General features: G+C 41.5%; 14 protein-coding genes. 5 read left to right on the plus strand and 9 right to left on the minus strand.

Features of this window, described 5'->3' with window-relative positions:
• Positions 1-135: 135 nt before the first annotated feature.
• From BST97_RS01885 to BST97_RS01900, 4 genes are all read right to left on the minus strand, one after another.
• On the minus strand, positions 136-780 hold the full coding sequence (locus BST97_RS01885) for a hypothetical protein (protein ID WP_157111385.1): 645 nt from the start codon (positions 778-780) through the stop codon (positions 136-138).
• Between the two features lie 212 nt (positions 781-992).
• Complete coding sequence (locus BST97_RS01890) at positions 993-1,346, minus strand: carboxymuconolactone decarboxylase family protein (protein ID WP_085765649.1); 354 nt, start codon at positions 1,344-1,346, stop codon at positions 993-995.
• Positions 1,343-2,176, minus strand: coding sequence for a twin-arginine translocase subunit TatC (tatC, locus tag BST97_RS01895; protein WP_085765650.1), 834 nt, complete (start codon positions 2,174-2,176; stop codon positions 1,343-1,345). Before tatC ends, BST97_RS01890 begins: the two co-directional genes overlap by 4 nt.
• Positions 2,177-2,178: 2 nt before the next feature.
• On the minus strand, positions 2,179-3,144 hold the full coding sequence (locus tag BST97_RS01900) for a KpsF/GutQ family sugar-phosphate isomerase (RefSeq protein WP_085765651.1): 966 nt from the start codon (positions 3,142-3,144) through the stop codon (positions 2,179-2,181).
• Positions 3,145-3,228: 84 nt separating this feature from the next.
• On the opposite strand from BST97_RS01900, the gene recQ reads away from it, so the two are divergent.
• Positions 3,229-5,421, plus strand: a complete 2,193-nt coding sequence (gene recQ / locus BST97_RS01905) for a DNA helicase RecQ (protein WP_085765652.1) — start codon at positions 3,229-3,231, stop codon at positions 5,419-5,421.
• 136 nt (positions 5,422-5,557) lie between these two features.
• On the opposite strand, the gene BST97_RS01910 is transcribed toward recQ, so the two are convergent.
• From BST97_RS01910 to BST97_RS01920, 3 genes are all read right to left on the minus strand, one after another.
• A complete protein-coding gene (locus tag BST97_RS01910; protein ID WP_085765653.1) occupies positions 5,558-6,130 on the minus strand; it encodes a hypothetical protein in 573 nt (190 codons plus the stop codon).
• A gap of 6 nt (positions 6,131-6,136) precedes the next feature.
• Complete coding sequence (locus BST97_RS01915; protein WP_169711516.1) at positions 6,137-6,778, minus strand: acyloxyacyl hydrolase; 642 nt, start codon at positions 6,776-6,778, stop codon at positions 6,137-6,139.
• 278 nt (positions 6,779-7,056) lie between these two features.
• Positions 7,057-8,031 (minus strand): fasciclin domain-containing protein, encoded by a 975-nt coding sequence (locus BST97_RS01920; RefSeq protein ID WP_085765655.1) that lies wholly within the window; start codon positions 8,029-8,031, stop codon positions 7,057-7,059.
• Positions 8,032-8,214: 183 nt separating this feature from the next.
• On the opposite strand from BST97_RS01920, the gene mnmA reads away from it, so the two are divergent.
• The 3 genes from mnmA (at position 8,215) to BST97_RS01935 (ending at position 13,875) form a co-directional block, all read left to right on the plus strand.
• Positions 8,215-9,411 (plus strand): tRNA 2-thiouridine(34) synthase MnmA, encoded by a 1,197-nt coding sequence (gene mnmA / locus BST97_RS01925; RefSeq protein ID WP_085765656.1) that lies wholly within the window; start codon positions 8,215-8,217, stop codon positions 9,409-9,411.
• Positions 9,412-9,421: 10 nt separating this feature from the next.
• On the plus strand, positions 9,422-10,999 hold the full coding sequence (locus BST97_RS01930; RefSeq protein ID WP_085768118.1) for a S8 family serine peptidase: 1,578 nt from the start codon (positions 9,422-9,424) through the stop codon (positions 10,997-10,999).
• A gap of 203 nt (positions 11,000-11,202) precedes the next feature.
• On the plus strand, positions 11,203-13,875 hold the full coding sequence (locus BST97_RS01935; RefSeq protein ID WP_085765657.1) for a DNA gyrase/topoisomerase IV subunit A: 2,673 nt from the start codon (positions 11,203-11,205) through the stop codon (positions 13,873-13,875).
• Positions 13,876-14,024: 149 nt separating this feature from the next.
• Here BST97_RS01935 and BST97_RS01940 read toward each other — a convergent pair whose 3' ends face one another.
• Together BST97_RS01940 and BST97_RS01945 are read right to left on the minus strand one after the other, a co-directional pair.
• Complete coding sequence (locus BST97_RS01940; protein ID WP_085765658.1) at positions 14,025-14,540, minus strand: hypothetical protein; 516 nt, start codon at positions 14,538-14,540, stop codon at positions 14,025-14,027.
• 506 nt (positions 14,541-15,046) lie between these two features.
• A complete protein-coding gene (locus BST97_RS01945; RefSeq protein WP_085765659.1) occupies positions 15,047-16,600 on the minus strand; it encodes a YifB family Mg chelatase-like AAA ATPase in 1,554 nt (517 codons plus the stop codon).
• 158 nt (positions 16,601-16,758) lie between these two features.
• Between BST97_RS01945 and BST97_RS01950 the strand changes: the two genes are divergently transcribed.
• Positions 16,759-17,403, plus strand: a complete 645-nt coding sequence (locus BST97_RS01950; RefSeq protein ID WP_085765660.1) for an SDR family oxidoreductase — start codon at positions 16,759-16,761, stop codon at positions 17,401-17,403.
• The last annotated feature ends 173 nt before the right edge of the window (positions 17,404-17,576 follow it).

A 17,576-nucleotide genomic window follows, 5' to 3' on the forward strand; every position in this document is an offset into this window, starting at 1 on the left:
TTGTTTTACTAAATCGAATTAATAATCCTAAAATTGATTTCCCGATACGAGAACACGGATTTTTGCTTTTAATCAACCTTGGATTTTAAACTTTGGAAACTATTTTCGAATTAATTCAGCAGGGAAGAATCAAAGCTATTTCTGGACTTTTAAATTTTCTTCGAATACAACCTTAATTCGTTCATTTGCAAAGTATTTAACAAACATTTCTTCAGTAATTCCGATACCTGTGTATTCCACCAAGTACAATATGTTGGCACCAGATGCTTTCATTTGTCTTAAAACAGCTGGATAATCATCACTCACCGTAGGTTTGATTTCAATTCTAATAGGTTTTGTTTCATACTCATCACTTCCTAAATAATTGAACATTCCGTCTTCAAATAAATCCATAGTTTGATCAAATACTATCTTGAAACTCAATAAAACGTCAATTCCAGCATTTTCAAAGGAGCGTGTCGATATTCTTAAGCTCGTGATTTTTTCTCCAAATTTAAAACTCCAGTTCCTGTCAGGAATCCGTGCAGGATTCTCGAATAATGTTGGACTAATATTTTTGAGAAAGGCGATACAAAATTTGTCGTCTAGAAAATCTCCTTGCAGCTTGTTATGTTCAGGTGTTTCATTTGTCTCCTTGAAATTGTTTATTATGATTAATTTCAAATCAGGAAACTTCTGAGCGAACCAACTCTGTGCTAATAACCAATTTCTATATTCAGGGTCATTTATCAGAATTTCTATGGGCTGATCTTTATATTTTCCGAATGGAATTAGCTTCATATCATCTATCAATTAGGCTTATCAATAACTACTGATTTTTTCTAAAATAAACTTACCAATGTAGATCTTTAAGAGAATTATTTCATTTCTGGGATATTTCCGTATTGATATTTTTTTCAATAAATCTATCAAACCCTATTCTCACTGTAGATAACTCTCGTTTACGACTGATCGACACCTTTTTGTCTCCAATAAAACAAGTTCTAGAGCCATTATTCTTCATTACTCTTCTCCACCGCATCCCAGTACTCATAAGCTCGGCGCAGGTGAGGAATCACGATGGTTCCACCTACAAGCGTAGCGATAGAAAGGGCTTCCACGACCTCCTCTTTTTTTAATCCAGCTTTGTGGCTCGCCTCCAGGTGGTATTTGACACAGTCGTCACATCTTAAAACAGTACTGGCGACCAGTCCTAAGAGTTCTTTGGTTTTCTTGTCCAGGGCGCCTTCAGTAAAGGCATTTGTGTCGAGATTGAATATGCGTTTCAGGATTTTATTGTTATCCTCAAGTATCGCGTCGTTCATTCTTGCGCGATACGAGTTGAATTCTTCTACGAGATTACTCATGCGTTTGCTGTAATTTTTCTTTTTTCTTGTTTTTTCAATACGTACGCTGAGATCCAAATACTGATCTCATAAAGAATTAGTACTGGGATAGCAACGATGATTTGGCTGGCTACATCTGGTGGGGTAATGACCGCTGCCACGATCAAAACGATCACCAGAGCAAATTTTCTGTTCTTACGCAGGCCTTTGGGCGTGGCAAGACCTATTTTGGTTAGAAAATAAATAATGATGGGAAGCTCAAATAGTAATCCACTGGCTAATATACTCGCCCGTACATAAGCTATATAACTTGACAGGCTGGGCTCAACGGATATCTCTTTACTCAAATCATAGGTGACCATAAAATGAATGGATAACGGTGCTATAATGTAGTAGCCAAATACAACTCCCAAGAAGAATAATAAACTACAAACGATTATAAAGCCGCTACTGTACTTGCGCTCACTGCTGCGCAATCCAGGAGATACAAACCTCCAGATTTGCCACAGAACCCAAGGAAATGCGATTACAAATCCTACAAGTATAGAAGTCCAGATGTGCGTAGAAAACTGATCTGACATTTCACGCTGCTGAACCTTAAATTGAAAAGTAGGATCACAAAAATCACTTTCCACACCTATAAATCGTCCCATCTTGCAGAAAAACTCATAGGTCACAAAGTCGGCGCGCTTAGGACCAAAGATGATAGTATCAAAAATAAAATCGGTAAAAAATGCTGCAAGAATTGCTCCTGCGACAATTCCTAGAATAGCGCGGATCAAGCACCATCTCAATTCCTCAAGATGATCCAAGAATGACATATTGTTGGGATCCTTCCTAACTCGTGCCATAATTAAACGATTCCTTCTCTTATTAAATCATGAATGTGGACCACACCTGCATATTTATCATCTTCTAGAGCTACCAGCTGTGTGATGTTGTATTCCTCAAGGATCTCACGCGCCTCAACCGCCATGGCATCATTATCAATCGTTTTGGGCCCTGAGGTCATGATATCTTTAGCCGTAAGTGAATCAATGTCTTTATTAGTAGTCAACATACGCCTTAAGTCACCGTCAGTTATGATTCCTATCACTTTTTCGTTTTCAGTCACTACCGTCATTCCCAGGCGGTTTTCAGAAATATTGATGATTACTTCCCTGAGCGTAGACAGTTTATGAACTTGAGGTCGTGCATTTATAGCAGTGAGGTCACTCACTCTCAAATACAATCTCTTGCCTAAAGCCCCACCAGGATGGTAGCGAGCAAAATCTTGGTCTGTAAAACCTTTTAATTCTAACAGGCAAATCGCAAATGCATCACCTATGACAAGCTGTGCGGTGGTGCTCGTAGTAGGAGCCAGACCATTGGGACAGGCTTCTTCTTCAATAGGCGCGTAGAGAATAAAATCTGCTTCTTGCCCTAAGAAAGAGTCCTTATTACTGGTAATGGCGATCAATTTATTTTCAAAATTCTTGATGAGTGGTACAAGCACTTTAATTTCTGGAGTGGTACCGCTTTTTGAGATACAAATGACCACATCGTCTCGCTGTATGTTTCCCAGATCACCGTGAATAGCGTCAGCGGCATGCATAAAAACAGCAGGTGTTCCCGTACTATTGAGGGTAGCCACGATTTTTTGGGCGATAATGGCACTTTTGCCTATTCCAGTGATGATGACTCTACCTTTTGATAAGTGCACGTGTTGTACCGCTTTCGCGAAAGCGGAATCTAAACTATCCAGTAAACCTTTTATGGCTTTTTGTTCTATTTCTACGGTACGTCGGGCTACGGAGAGGATTTGCTGCTCGTCTTGCAAAGTGGGCGCTATTTTAGAATTTGTGATAACGAAATTATATCGTAAATTTAGCTTACAAAGATAGTTAAAAACCCTACAGCCATTATGGCACATACTGAAGTTGCGCTAGAAGAATCTCTAAAGAAATTTTTTGGTTTTGACCAGTTTAGAGGACTACAAAAGAGCGTCATAAAATCCCTCCTCAATAAAGAAGATGTTTTTGTAATCATGCCTACCGGTGGTGGTAAGTCACTTTGCTACCAGTTGCCTGCATTGATGCAACCTGGTACCGCGATCGTGGTATCCCCACTTATCGCCCTGATGAAAAATCAGGTAGATGCTATAAGAGGTGTCTCAGATAACGATGGTGTGGCGCATGTTTTAAACAGCTCGCTTACCAAAACTGAGATTACTCAAGTCAAAAGCGATATAGAAAACGGCGTTACCAAACTGCTTTATGTAGCACCAGAATCGCTTACTAAGGATGAATATGTCGAGTTCTTAAAAGAGCAGGACATCTCTTTTCTTGCTGTAGACGAGGCACACTGTATAAGCGAGTGGGGGCATGACTTCAGGCCAGAATACCGCAATTTGCGTAAGATCATAGATCGCATAGGAAAAGATATACCTATTATAGGGCTCACGGCGACTGCTACACCTAAGGTGCAGGAGGACATCATGAAAAACCTGCAGATTCCTAACGCTACAAGTTATAAAGCGTCCTTTAATAGACCTAATCTTTTTTATGAGGTGCGACCCAAAACGGCTCAAGTAGATTCAGACATTACGCGTTTTATCAAACAAAATGAAGGTAAGTCTGGGATTGTTTACTGTCTATCACGCAAGCGTGTAGAAGAACTAGCCCAAGTTTTACAAGTAAATGGGATCAAAGCGGTTCCTTATCATGCTGGATTGGACTCTAAAACCCGTGCTAAGCATCAAGACATGTTTCTCATGGAAGATGTAGATGTCGTAGTGGCTACGATCGCCTTCGGTATGGGAATCGATAAGCCTGATGTGCGCTTTGTGATCCACCATGATATACCTAAAAGTATTGAATCCTATTATCAAGAAACCGGTCGAGCCGGTCGTGATGGTGGTGAAGGTCACTGTCTAGCTTATTACTCTTACAAGGACATCGAGAAATTAGAAAAGTTCATGAGCGGTAAGCCTATCGCGGAGCAGGAAATAGGACACGCATTGCTACAGGAAATGGTGGGTTATGCCGAGAGCAGCATGAGCCGTCGCCAGTATATTCTTCATTATTTTGGAGAAGAATTTGATCCAGCTACCGGTGAAGGTGGTGATATGGATGATAATATGCGCAATCCAAAGCCTCAAAAAGAAGCCGGTGATGATGTCAAGAAGTTGATCAAACTGGTAGATGATGCGGGTGAGCGCTATAAATCAAAAGACATTGTCAATATTCTTATGGGTAAGAGCAATGCGATGATTTCCAGTCACAAACTGGATCAACACGATTATTTTGGTAGCGGAAAGGATAAGGAAAAAGAGTACTGGACTGCGCTTGTGAGACAAGTCATCGTTGCTCGTTTTCTTAAAAAGGATATCGAAACTTACGGTGTTTTAAAGGTCTTGGAAGGTGGTCGTGAATTTGTCAAGATAGGCAAAAGTTTCATGATGACTGAGGATCATAGCTATCATGAAGGCGACAGTGCTGGTGTGGCGGCGAGCAAAGGAGGAGCCGTGGACGCACAACTGGTTAAATATTTGAAAGATCTGCGTAAAAAAGTCGCGTCCAAAAAACAGGTGCCACCTTATGTGGTTTTTCAAGATCCATCGCTAGACGATATGGCAACCAAATATCCCATTACGATGGAAGAAATGGTGAATATTCATGGAGTAGGTGAAGGAAAAGCCCGTAAATATGGAAAAGATTTCGTAGACCTAATTGCCAAGTATGTTGAGGACAACGATATTACACGTCCCGATGATTTGGTTATAAAGAGTACAGGTTCCAAGAGTGGTAATAAATTGTATTTTATTACCAGTATAGATCGCAAGTTGAGTTTTGAGGACATGGCAAGTGCCAAAGGTCTTGAAATGGATCAGCTTATAGACGAGTTGGAAAGCATTGTTTATAGTGGTACTAAACTCAACATAGGTTATCAAGTAGATGAAATGCTCGATGATGACCAGCAAGAAGAACTTCACGAATACTTCCTTGAATCTGAAACCGATAAAATTAGTGAGGCATTTGATGAGTTTGATGGTGATTATGAGGAGGAGGAGCTCCGTTTGTATCGATTGAAGTTTATTAGTGAGGTGGGGAATTGATCGGTTTGCTGCTTTGCGCAGGTCCAAATCTTAGCGTTTTCTTCCTAAATATACCCAAGATGTAGAAAGTCTCGCAGAAATTCTCGGATGGGAAAGAATCCGAGCAACTGCGTATAGCCCGTGTTGCCCAGAGTTATTATTCGGTTATTGTCCTTTTCAATTTATGGAATGGCTCCCATTCATCCGAAGGATAATCATCTATTATAAGAGTTGAATCTTTTGAAACAACGCTATTTACAATTCCACCGTGAGTGGGCATCGAGCTTTTTGTAATTTTCTCTTTGGCGAGATGATAAATGGCATCTTTAATCAATAGTAACTGTTCGGTTGTCAATTCAACACTATCTATCTTACGTTCCAACTTTTTGTATTCATACCAGACTTTCACTTCTTCATCTTCTTTCGGTTGTTCTGGTGGACCAGGTTCTCCCAAGTACTTAGCATAATTTGCATAATATACCTTTCCATCAGAGTAAATTTGAATTATTTCGGAATCACCACCCCATTCACCGTATTCATCATTAGTATGAGCTAATTCGATGCTATTCCATTCGTCGATATAACCTAATTCGGCACTTTTGTTGTTGTCCGATGCATCGAAATTATTGGATTGACTATTTTCTAATTCGCCATTTTTATCAACGCAGCCAGCTAACAAAATTCCGATCGATAAAGTCAGCAGGATATTTTTCATAATAATGGTCAACATGGATATTTAATTGATAACATAAACTATACCAGCCTCCCCACCGAAGCTGTTGTGTCCCGAATTGGGTCTTCTCAATCCAGCATTTGAGGTATGTCTAATAATGGCTCTAGCATCTAGGCGCCAGTTTTGGGCGAATTCATATTGAAAACCAGCTCCTAGAATATTTGAGAAGGCAAAGCCGCCTTTTAATCGTTCGGTGGATTGTTCGGAATACATAGGGCCTGAACTAAGTAATCCGTAAAAATCTAGTCTTTCAAATAGGGATCTAGATACGCGTAGGCCAGCATTCAAAGCATACTCGTTAAAAGTACGTGGCATTTGAAAACGTTCTCTTCTTTCAAGGTAATTTGGATCATCTGGAGTGATGAAATAAAAATTGATCAACTGATGGTCTACCCTATAAAAGCCAGGCTCAATTAAAATATGGGCATCCCATTTTCCCCAGTTCCACAATTGCCGATTGTATTGAAATTTAATTTGCGTGGAAGAATATATGTACCCGTTGCTGGTGAAGGGAAATGTCTTTTGACTCGCCTTGCCGAAAACGACTCCTATGTATTCAGATTTGCTAGAATTCTGCTCAGACTGATCTTGACTGTAGCAAAATAGAGGGAGAAATATTAGTAAAAAGCTGAATAATCTGAGCAACTTGATGAATTTGGTTGCAAAAATAGATCAATTGATGGAAGGAATTGCTGCGAACGATTTCCAAAAAGAATCACAAGTGTAAACTATATTTCACCCGTCCCAGCCTTTCCTCAAGGGAAGCAGTTTCTATCGCTCAGTATACATCAATTATCAAAAGCCCCCTTGAAGGGGTTTGGGGGTGTTATCTAATACAATTTCGGAGTGTCACCCAATATTAATAAAAAAGCCGCTTCAATCGCGAAGCAGCTTTAACTTAAGGTATTTCTATCACTCTACAATTACATAGGACGCAATACAAAATCTATCGCGTGTACGACACCGTTTGTACCAGTTACATCAGTTACTACAATGTTAGTTGTGGTTGCAAAACCATCGGTTATAGTCGCGCCTCCAGTGATGTTTACTGTAAAAGTTCCTGTAGTTATAGGATCTACAGTTAAATTATCTGATAACTCATCTGAACGTACCTCATCTCCGGCTACCACATGATATAATAGGATATCAGATAGGTTGCTTAAACCTAGAACATCATTGATATCGTTTAAACTATCGTTAGCATCAGCATCGATCAATGCTTGAAATGCATCGTTTGTCGGCGCAAAAACGGTAAACGGCGATGGAGGTGTTGCATTTACGTCAGCTGTGGATAAGGCCTCTACGAGATTTTCTCGACTCAACGCGGTTACCAAGTTAGAGAAATCGGGATTGTATGCTGCTAAATCAGCTACGGTAGGCATAGGAAGTACACCTTGGACAGCATGAATTACTCCGTTATCGACTTCTATATCCAGAGCAGTGGCATCAAGAGCCACTCCATTTATTGTTGTATTATCTGCGCTGATGTATGCATCAAGTGAATTGCTACCATTATTTGCTGCCGTTTTTATATAGCCGTTAGCAAAAGCACTGCTCGTGATTTCAGTGCCTAAAATATGATATAATAACAAGGATTGTAATGTTGTGATGGGCACTTGAGCCAGCTCGTCAAATTCGTCACTATTATTAATAAAGGCTTCAAACGCATCATTATCAGGTGCAAAAATGGTGAAATCACCATTTCCTTCTAATGTAGATCGCAGTCCCGCTGCATCAACCGCTGCTTTCAGACTACTATAATTAGGATTGTTTTCTAGAAAATCATAAGCTGTATTTTCTGATGCTACAGCATTGTCATCGTCATCATCACAAGATGTGAGAAAAGTTGCGGTCAGTAAAATCAGCACCGCAGTTGTAAGTTTTCTTAGGTTTTTCATTGCTTAAAATTTTTGATAAAAATACGCCTCAGGTTCACAGCTATTATTAAACTAACAGTTAAAAGGCTAGACCAGCAATCTCTACTGGCTTCAGGTCAGCGCCATTGGGAATAAATTTTGTCCATTGAGAAAAGCGATCATGAATCATGTCTATCTCATTTTCAAACCAACTATTTTTGCAGCATGGCAAGAGTAGTAGTAGGATTATCAGGTGGAGTGGACAGCAGTGTTTCTGCATATCTTTTAAAGGAGCAAGGACATGAGGTGATCGGGCTTTTTATGAAGAACTGGCACGACGATTCTGTAACCATTAGCGATGAATGTCCCTGGCTGGAAGATTCTAACGATGCCATGCTGGTGGCAGATAAGTTGGGAATTCCATTTCAAACGGTGGATTTAAGCGAGATGTATAAAGAGCGCATCGTTGATTATATGTTTGATGAGTATGAGCGAGGTCGTACGCCTAATCCTGATGTACTTTGTAATCGAGAGATCAAGTTTGATGTTTTTCTAGATATCGCGATGGATTTGGGAGCTGATTATGTGGCCACCGGCCATTACTGTCAAAAAGATTCTTCTATGGCAAATGGCAAGGAGGTATTTCAATTAAAGGCTGGAGCAGATCCTAATAAAGATCAGAGTTATTTTCTTTGTCAGGTTTCTCAAGCACAACTTGCCAAAACCCTTTTTCCCATAGGCCATCTGCAAAAAAGCGAAGTGCGTGCCATCGCCGCAGAACAGGATCTGATCACTGCTGGTAAGAAAGATTCGCAAGGTTTATGTTTTATCGGTAAAGTGCGTCTTCCGGATTTTCTGCAGCAAAAACTCCAACCTAAACCTGGAGAAATAATAGAGATAGACGCTTCAATTAGCGATGCCAGATCTTCAGAAGTAAGTGTGGAGCAAGAAGAATTCAGTAGGGATGAATTGATCTCGCTTTCGCGAAAGCGTACCTATCAAAAAACCGATGGAAAAGTAGTCGGCAAACATCAAGGAGCACATTACTTCACCCGTGGACAGCGTAAGGGACTCGCCGTGGGAGGAACACCAGAGCCCCTTTTTGTGATCGATACGGATGTCAATGAAAACATTATTTATACTGGTCAGGGAAAATCGCATTCTGGATTATACAGACACGGTTTACGAGTTGCAGCAGATGAAATTCACTGGATCAGGGAAGATTTGAAGCTGGCAGTAGGAGAGAGTAAGCCAGTGATGGCGCGCATACGCTACCGTCAGCAATTGGAACCGGCTAGACTTTTTATGACCGAAGATGGTCTTTTTGTGCTATTTGATGAAAAACAGAGTGCGATCGCTCCTGGTCAGTTTGTGGCATGGTACGAGGGTGATGAATGTTTGGGTTCAGGAGTTATTTCGTAACTTTTCTGGCATGAGGATATGTATTGTCTTGTTTTGGTTGCTGTTTGCTCAACTGTCTTTTGGTCAGCAATTACATGCATGGGTATACTTTGCTGATAAACCCAACGTCTCAACCTCACTGGCAAATCCATCGACTATTCTTACCCAGAGAGCGCTGGTTCGTAAGGCTAGGCATAATATTGTAATTGACCAGCGCGATGTGCCCTTGAACCAGAGCTATGTTAATCAAGTGAAAAACAGCATTGGCATTACTTACAAGGCACAATCAAAATGGTTCAATTGTGTGCATGTCATTGGCTCACAATTAGATGTGGAAGCACTCGAGTCTCTTGCATTTGTTGATCGAGTTGAATTTGCTGATCCTTTGTTGAATCCGCGTGTGGAAGGTTCTTGGGATAAATATGCTGAACTTAATACCCAAAATCAAAATTACGGCAGTGCTCGGAATCAGATCGAAATGATTGATTTAGACCAATTGCATAATGCTGGTTTTAAGGGAGATAATGTGTTCATCGCGGTAACGGATTCTGGATTTCCGGGAATTCCAAATAATGCAGGTTTCAGTCATTTAATAAATAATGGCCGCATTTTAGGCGGGCGTGATTTTGTAGAGCGCGACAATAGCTATTATGGAGATAACATTCATGGAACTAGAGTTTTAAGCGTTATGGCAGGACTGGAATCTTTTCAGTTTCAGGGAACAGCGCCAGACGCCTCCTATTATTTGTTCAGAACAGAAGAAAGCGCGCAAGAAACGCCAGCAGAATTAGCTTACTGGGTAGCCGCTGCGGAACGTGCCGACTCTTTGGGTGTAGATGTAATTAATGTTTCGTTGGGCTATTTAGGCTTTGATAATCCTGCAGAAAATTTGACCTACCAAGACATGGATGGAATGACTAGTTTTATCTCTCGAGGAGCAAACGTTGCCTTTGAAAAAGGAATGGTCGTGGTTACGAGCGCGGGAAATAGTGGTAGAAGCACGGTTCATCCTTATATCGCCGCACCTGCTGATGCGCTGGGTAGTCTATGCATAGGATCTGTAGATGCTTCTATGCAGCGATCTGTATTTTCTAGTGTGGGACCCACTTTTGACGGGAGAATAGCTCCAGATATTGTGGCGCAGGGAACTGCAACCGCCTTGATCGATGAGAATGGGTCGGTAACTACGGGTAATGGAACCTCGTTTAGCGCTCCCCTGATTAGCGGTGCGATAGCTTGCTTGATGCAGGCTTTTCCAGATTTGACGCCGCTGCAGATTTACGATTTGGTACGACAATCAGCCAGTCAGGCGGCTACGCCAGATAATCAGATTGGATATGGAGTTCCTGATTTTGGGCAGATTCTCACCACGTTGTCTAACGAAAATGAATTGATAGATAATATGTCAATTTATGTTCGTGATGGAATCATAAACCTTTCCTCGAGTAATGAAGACCAAGAATTTCAAATCTTTGCGCTAAGTGGTCAACTGGTGCATTCAGGTTGTAGTGTAAAGAACCAGATTGATGCTACTGTTCTAAAATCTGGGATTTATTTGTTGCGGTTGAGGTCTGAAGGAACAATTATTAAAATTGCTATTTCTATTTAATTTAGGTGTTCAGACTTTCTATTGTAGCAAGTAACTTCGTTAATATTTCTGGTGATAACTAGCTTAGTTATTCATTGATTTATAAAGGCTTTACACTATATTTTCGCTTTGTTGGGATTTGCGCTTTCGCGAAAGCGTAACCACTCAATAACTATAGTGGTTCATAACCACTTGACAAGGACTCAAATCCTGAAGGATAATCCATGAACGAACACAACGACGATTTAGAACATATCAATAGCGGCCAGGAAGAACAACCCACGGAGACGATTACTCGTGTCACGGGAATGTATAAAGAATGGTTTCTGGATTATGCGAGTTACGTAATTCTCGAGCGTGCCGTTCCTGCGATTGAAGATGGCTTTAAACCGGTGCAGCGTCGTATCATGCAGTCCATGAAGGATCTGGATGATGGGCGTTATAACAAGGTGGCCAATATTGTAGGTCATGCCATGCAGTATCACCCCCACGGAGATGCGAGCATAAGCGACGCAATGGTACAATTGGGTCAGAAGGATTTGCTGATCGACATGCAGGGGAACTGGGGTAATATTTTTACGGGAGATCCTGCTGCCGCTTCTCGTTATATCGAAGCGCGTATATCCAAGTTCGGCCTTGAAGTCCTTTACAACCCAAAGATTACAGAATGGCAGGCCAGCTATGACGGTCGCCGCAAGGAACCGATTAATTTACCGGTAAAATTCCCACTCTTACTCGCTCAAGGAGCAGAGGGTATCGCGGTAGGTTTAAGTACCAAAGTACTGCCTCACAACTTTATCGAGTTGATCGATGCCAGTATCAAGCACCTTAAAGGAAAGCGATTCAAACTCTATCCAGATTTTCCAACGGGTGGCGAGGCTGACATTTCAGATTATAAAGATGGGAACCGTGGTGGCAAGGTGCGCGTGCGTGCAAAGATGCATTCGCCTGAAAAGAATACGATTGTCATCACCGAGATCCCTTTTTCTACGACGACGAGTTCGCTTATCGACAGTATTTTAAAGGCAAACGACAAGGGTAAGATCAAAATCAAGAAGATCGAAGACAACACCGCTGCAGAGGTCGAGATTGTCATCCATTTGCCAGCTGGCCTCTCACCAGACAAAACCATGGATGCATTATATGCGTTTACTAACTGTGAGGTGAGCATCTCGCCTTTGGGGTGTGTGATTGAGGACAACAAACCACTTTTTATAGGAGTTTCAGAAATGTTGCGCCGCAGTGCTGATCACACGGTGGAATTGCTCAAAAAAGAGCTGGAGATTCTTTTGGGAGAAGTAGAAGAGCAGTGGCATTTTGCATCGCTCGAGCGCATATTTATCGAGAATCGCATCTATCGCGACATCGAGGAAGAAGAAACTTGGGAAGGAGTACTATCTGCAATTGATAAAGGTTTGAAACCACATATTCAACACTTAAAACGGGCAGTTACAGAGGATGATATTGTACGATTGACCGAGATACGCATTAAGCGCATTTCAAAATTTGATATTGACAAAGCACAGCAAAAAATTGAGGCGCTTGAAGACCGTATTGCAGAGCTTAAACACCACCTGGAACACCTCGTGGAATATGCCATCGATTATTTTACCAAGCTTAAAAAAGATTATGGTACTGGTAAAGAACGCAAAACGGAGCTCAAGAATTTTGAAGATATCGTAGCCACAAAAGTGGTGATACGCAACACAAAGCTCTACGTGAACCGCGCAGAAGGCTTTATAGGTACCTCGCTCAAGCGTGATGAGTACGTCTGTGACTGTGCAGATATCGATGATATTATCGTTTTCACGAAAGATGGCACCATGATGGTCACCAAAGTTGATTCAAAGACCTTCGTGGGTAAAAACATCATTCACGTAGCGGTATTTAAGAAAAAGGACAAGCGTACTATTTACAATTTAATCTACCGCGACGGTAAAAGCGCACCGAGTTACGTAAAGCGTTTTGCGGTAACCAGCATTACTCGCGATAAAGAATACAGCGTAGGCTACGGCAGTAAGTCCACCCAAGTCCATTATTTCAGTGCTAATCCTAATGGAGAGGCAGAAGTGGTGACCATCAATTTACGCCAGCAGGGAAGTATCAAAAAACTGAAGTGGGATCTTGACTTTAGCGAGATCAAAATTAAAGGTCGGGCAACTAAAGGAAATTTGGTTACTAAATACAACATCAAACGTGTTGATCTGAAAGAGGAAGGTGTTTCTACACTTAAACCTCGTAAGATTTGGTTTGATGATACGGTGCAACGTTTGAATGTAGATGGTAGGGGAGAGTTGCTGGGCGAGTTCCGTGGTGAGGATCGATTGCTGATCATTAATCAGAAAGGAATCGCAAAAACCATCATACCAGAAGTTACCGCTCGGTTTGATGACGATATGATCGTTTTGGAAAAATGGATTCCCAAAAAACCCATAACGGCGATCTATTATCATGGAGAACGCGAATTGTTCTATATCAAGCGATTCTTGATTGAAAACGAAGAACGTGAGGAAGAATTCATTTACGATCACCCAGACAGCTATCTAGAAGTCATTTCAACTGATTATCGTCCTGTTGCTGAGCTGGTACACGTGAAGCCACGTGGTAAGGAGCAACCGCCTAACGAAGAGATTGATCTTGAAGAGTTTATTGCTGTAAAGGGAATAGGAGCCCAAGGAAACATGCTAACCAAAAGCAAGATCAAGCAGATCAATCTATTAGAGCCGTTACCTTATGAACCTGAAGAAACTACACCAGCTGCAGAAGTTGAGGTGAAAGATGAAGAGGTATTATCATCACAATCTCAAGATCAGAAAGCTCAAAGTTCAGATTCAAGTTCAAGTTCTACCGATACTGATCCAGAAGTGGATGAGACCGGGAATTTTAAGTTGTTTTAAAGTAGAAAAAAGTTTTTTATATCGCTTGTAAATATTTTAATAAAATAAACATTTATCATGGGAATCGAGATGATCGTAAAATAAAAACTCTTTCAGTTAATTCAAACTGAAAGAGTTTTTAAGATTAAATTGCTCAGGAAATAGAGATCCTATGGATCAAGGCTAGGATCCTCATTACCTCCAGTAGTGGTTCTCTTACAATCCCCTTTAACACCACTCGGCCCATAAGGTCTACATTCGGTGCAATACTGACCATCAGGTACGCAACCGCCGCCGCTAGCACATCTCGTGGATTCACATACTGTCTCACCTAAAGAAACATCGCCATTCTGAGGATTAACATTCAGAGCAACGGTGGCCACTTTGTTGTTATCTCCACTCCATCTCAAATACGATTTACCGTCAATGTCTTCTACATGATATTCAACTAGCGAAGCTTTTTCATCACCTTTCCTAAGAAATTTTTGCGCCTCTATTCTAATTGAAGCATCCGTGGCGGTCAAGTGAATAGCACCATCGCTATCAATTTTGCCTATTTTTGAGTTCATTACAGATTTGAGTTCCAAATTTCTTTCGAAGATTTGTGACTCATTTGAATCAGCATTATCACGTTCACAAGATGCTGCGATCAGAATTATCCCGATTAATGACAAGATTTTTTTCATAATATTTTATTTGGTTATTCCTTAAATATACAATCATTTAGTAGCGTTTTTTTTTTTTTTGCCTTTTTTAACAAGACTTTATTATTTAATATTTTTCGCGATTTTCTATAAAAAAACCTCAAAATGCTGCTCCTGAAATGAATGAGACTGGTAATTTTAAGTTGTTTTAATTTACTCTGTTGTCATTCTGAACGGAGCCTTGCGACGATTCAGAATCTGCCTAATCGGGAAGTCGGATAGGATTTCGAGGTTACTTATTGAGACTCTGAATCGCTCGTGCCTCGCGTTCAGAGTGACAGAAAAATTTCTATTATGATGGGCGCAATCCAGCATTTATTTATTTGCATCGCGAGGTTAATGCATTACAGCCATTTGTGGAGACTCTGAATCGCTCGTGCCTCGCGTTCAGAGTGACAGGTCGAATTATATTAACTTCAACTTTAATTTCAGCTTCGACTTCAACTCCAAGTTCAACTTCGTGCCGATAGCTATCGGGATCAACTTCTCTACCCCAGCCACCCATCACGATCTAGGCTGCGGTACTGTATGGCTTCAGCGATGTGGGTGCCGTTGATGTCTTCGGTTGCTTCTAGGTCGGCGATGGTGCGGGCAACTTTGAGAATGCGGTCGTAGGCGCGCGCACTTAGGTTGAGTCTTTCCATGGCGTTTTTCAGCATTTCTTTGCTGGCGTCGTCGAGTACACAGTATTTTCTAATGTCTTTAGTAGACATTTGAGCATTGTAGTGGGTTCGAACTGCGTTCTTATCCGCCGCGGCGGAAAAGCGTGCCGTCTGAATATCCCTAGCCGCAGTAACCCGTTTTCTAATTTCTGTAGAGCGCTCTGCTCGCTGGTCGTCAGTCAATTTTTCAAAGGGAACGGGTGTTACCTCGATGTGAATATCAATGCGGTCGAGTAGTGGCCCGGATATTTTACTGAGGTAGCGCTGCATCTCGGCTGGGCTGCTTTGCACGGGAGCATTGGGATCGTTGAAATAGCCTCCCGGGCTGGGATTCATACTGGCGACCAGCATAAAACTGCTGGGATATGTGACGGTAAATTTGGCGCGCGAAATGGTGACCTCGCGATCTTCCAGCGGTTGGCGCATCACCTCAAGTACTGTGCGCTTGAATTCGGGTAACTCGTCCAAGAAAAGAACACCATTATGACTGAGCGAAATCTCGCCGGGTTGCGGGTAGGCTCCACCACCTACAAGCGCGACATCGCTTATCGTATGATGCGGGCTGCGGAATGGCCGCTGCGCCATCAAGCCCGATTTTTCTTGCGTGCGACCGGCAACACTATGGATTTTTGTGGTTTCCAGCGCCTCGTGAAGCGTCATGGGAGGTAGAATGGAAGGCAGTCTTTTGGCGAGCATGGTTTTTCCGGCTCCCGGCGGGCCGATTAAAATAATATTGTGACCGCCAGCGGCTGCAATTTCCATACAGCGCTTGATAGAATCCTGTCCTTTAACATCGGCGAAGTCAAATTCTGGATGTTCCAGAGCTTGAAAAAACTCATCACGAGTATCGACTACTGTTGGTTCTAATTCAGCATCACCTTTGAAGAAGTTGATAACCTCTTCAATATTTTCTGCGCCGTAGACGTCTAAGTCGTTGACAATAGCTGCCTCTCTGGCATTTTGAGCTGGAAGGATAAAACCCTTAAAGCCTTCTTCGCGAGCCTTGATGGCAATGGGTAACGCACCTTTTATGGGTTGCAAAGTCCCATCAAGCGACAGTTCACCCATGATGATGTATTTATCAAACTCATCTGTAGAGATTTGTCCGCTGGCGTTGAGTATACCGAGAGCTAGTGGTAAATCGTATGCACTGCCTTCCTTGCGTAGATCAGCTGGGGAGAGGTTAATTATTAACTTTTTACCCGGCATTTTATAGCCCACATTTGAAAGTGCGGCGGTGATACGGTAGGAACTTTCGCTTATAGCTTTATCGGGAAGCCCTACGAGGTGATAACCTATTCCCGTTGCGCTATTCACTTCGACAGTTATGGTTGTTGCTTCCACGCCAAAAACGGCGCTTCCATAAACTTTGGTCAGCATAGAAAATTATTTATGCCTAAATGTAAACAAGAAATTTTACTTAGTCACCTGTTAAGGATTTCATCAGTAATGCTTGACTTAGCTAAAGTCTCTTGAAAATCAAGTTAAATGAAATTGAAGTAAACGCCTTGCTAGACTAGCTATACCTATTTTTAAGCATGGAAAATATTTTAGTAGCAGGTGCCACAGGTACTACAGGAAGACAAGTCGTGGATTTTTTGAGCAAATCACAATATTATAATCCTATCGCTATGGTGCGTAAGGAAGAACAGAAAGCCGAATTTCAAGCAAAACAAGTCGATTGTGTCCTCGCCGATCTAGAGGATGATGTTACCCCAGCATTTCAAGGTAGTAAGCCCATTGATAAAGTTCTTTTTGCCGCTGGATCTGGAGGTAAAAAGGTGGTAGAAGTAGACCGAGAAGGTGCTAAGAAATTGGTTGATGCTTCCAAAACAAACAACATACGCAAATTTGTGATGTTGAGTTCTATGGGAGCTGATAATCCTGAACAGGCCGATGATCTCAAGGAATATCTCAAAGCAAAACACAACGCTGATGAATACCTAAAAAATAGCGGTCTTAATTACAGTATTGTACGTCCAGGTTCTTTGACAAATGAAGAATTGACCAACAAAATCAAGTTGGACAAGAATCTTGGCGAAATGGGAGAAATAAGTCGTGCCAATGTCGCTCAAACACTCACCAGAGCATTAAGTGATGATGTAGCAAATAAACAAACCTTTGAAATTTTGGATGGTGATACTTTGATAGGGGAAGCTCTTGATAAAGTCTCTACCGATTGATTTAAGCAAATTTGATATTGAAAAGAGATCAGCATTTGCTGGTCTTTTTTTTGTTGTTTGCCCTCGCACGCTTTGCAAAAGCGCGCGACATGGTAAAAGCGTGCGGCGTGGGACAATTGTATTAAATCCAGACGTTATCGATTGGGATGGAAGTTTGGATAGTGATAATTTTA

The organism is Nonlabens spongiae, assembly GCF_002117125.1.
Taxonomy (GTDB): Bacteria; Bacteroidota; Bacteroidia; order Flavobacteriales; family Flavobacteriaceae; genus Nonlabens; species Nonlabens spongiae.

What these genes read in the sequence shown, in the direction of transcription:
- BST97_RS01885 (WP_157111385.1), bottom strand. Translation starts at nt 780, where the DNA reads ATGAAGCTAATTCCATTCGGAAAATATAAAGATCAGCCCATAGAAATT.
- BST97_RS01890 (WP_085765649.1), bottom strand. Translation starts at nt 1,346, where the DNA reads ATGAGTAATCTCGTAGAAGAATTCAACTCGTATCGCGCAAGAATGAAC.
- tatC (WP_085765650.1), bottom strand. Translation starts at nt 2,176, where the DNA reads ATGGCACGAGTTAGGAAGGATCCCAACAATATGTCATTCTTGGATCAT.
- recQ (WP_085765652.1), top strand. Translation starts at nt 3,229, where the DNA reads ATGGCACATACTGAAGTTGCGCTAGAAGAATCTCTAAAGAAATTTTTT.
- BST97_RS01910 (WP_085765653.1), bottom strand. Translation starts at nt 6,130, where the DNA reads ATGTTGACCATTATTATGAAAAATATCCTGCTGACTTTATCGATCGGA.
- BST97_RS01920 (WP_085765655.1), bottom strand. Translation starts at nt 8,031, where the DNA reads ATGAAAAACCTAAGAAAACTTACAACTGCGGTGCTGATTTTACTGACC.
- mnmA (WP_085765656.1), top strand. Translation starts at nt 8,215, where the DNA reads ATGGCAAGAGTAGTAGTAGGATTATCAGGTGGAGTGGACAGCAGTGTT.
- BST97_RS01930 (WP_085768118.1), top strand. Translation starts at nt 9,422, where the DNA reads ATGAGGATATGTATTGTCTTGTTTTGGTTGCTGTTTGCTCAACTGTCT.
- BST97_RS01935 (WP_085765657.1), top strand. Translation starts at nt 11,203, where the DNA reads ATGAACGAACACAACGACGATTTAGAACATATCAATAGCGGCCAGGAA.
- BST97_RS01940 (WP_085765658.1), bottom strand. Translation starts at nt 14,540, where the DNA reads ATGAAAAAAATCTTGTCATTAATCGGGATAATTCTGATCGCAGCATCT.
- BST97_RS01945 (WP_085765659.1), bottom strand. Translation starts at nt 16,600, where the DNA reads ATGCTGACCAAAGTTTATGGAAGCGCCGTTTTTGGCGTGGAAGCAACA.
- BST97_RS01950 (WP_085765660.1), top strand. Translation starts at nt 16,759, where the DNA reads ATGGAAAATATTTTAGTAGCAGGTGCCACAGGTACTACAGGAAGACAA.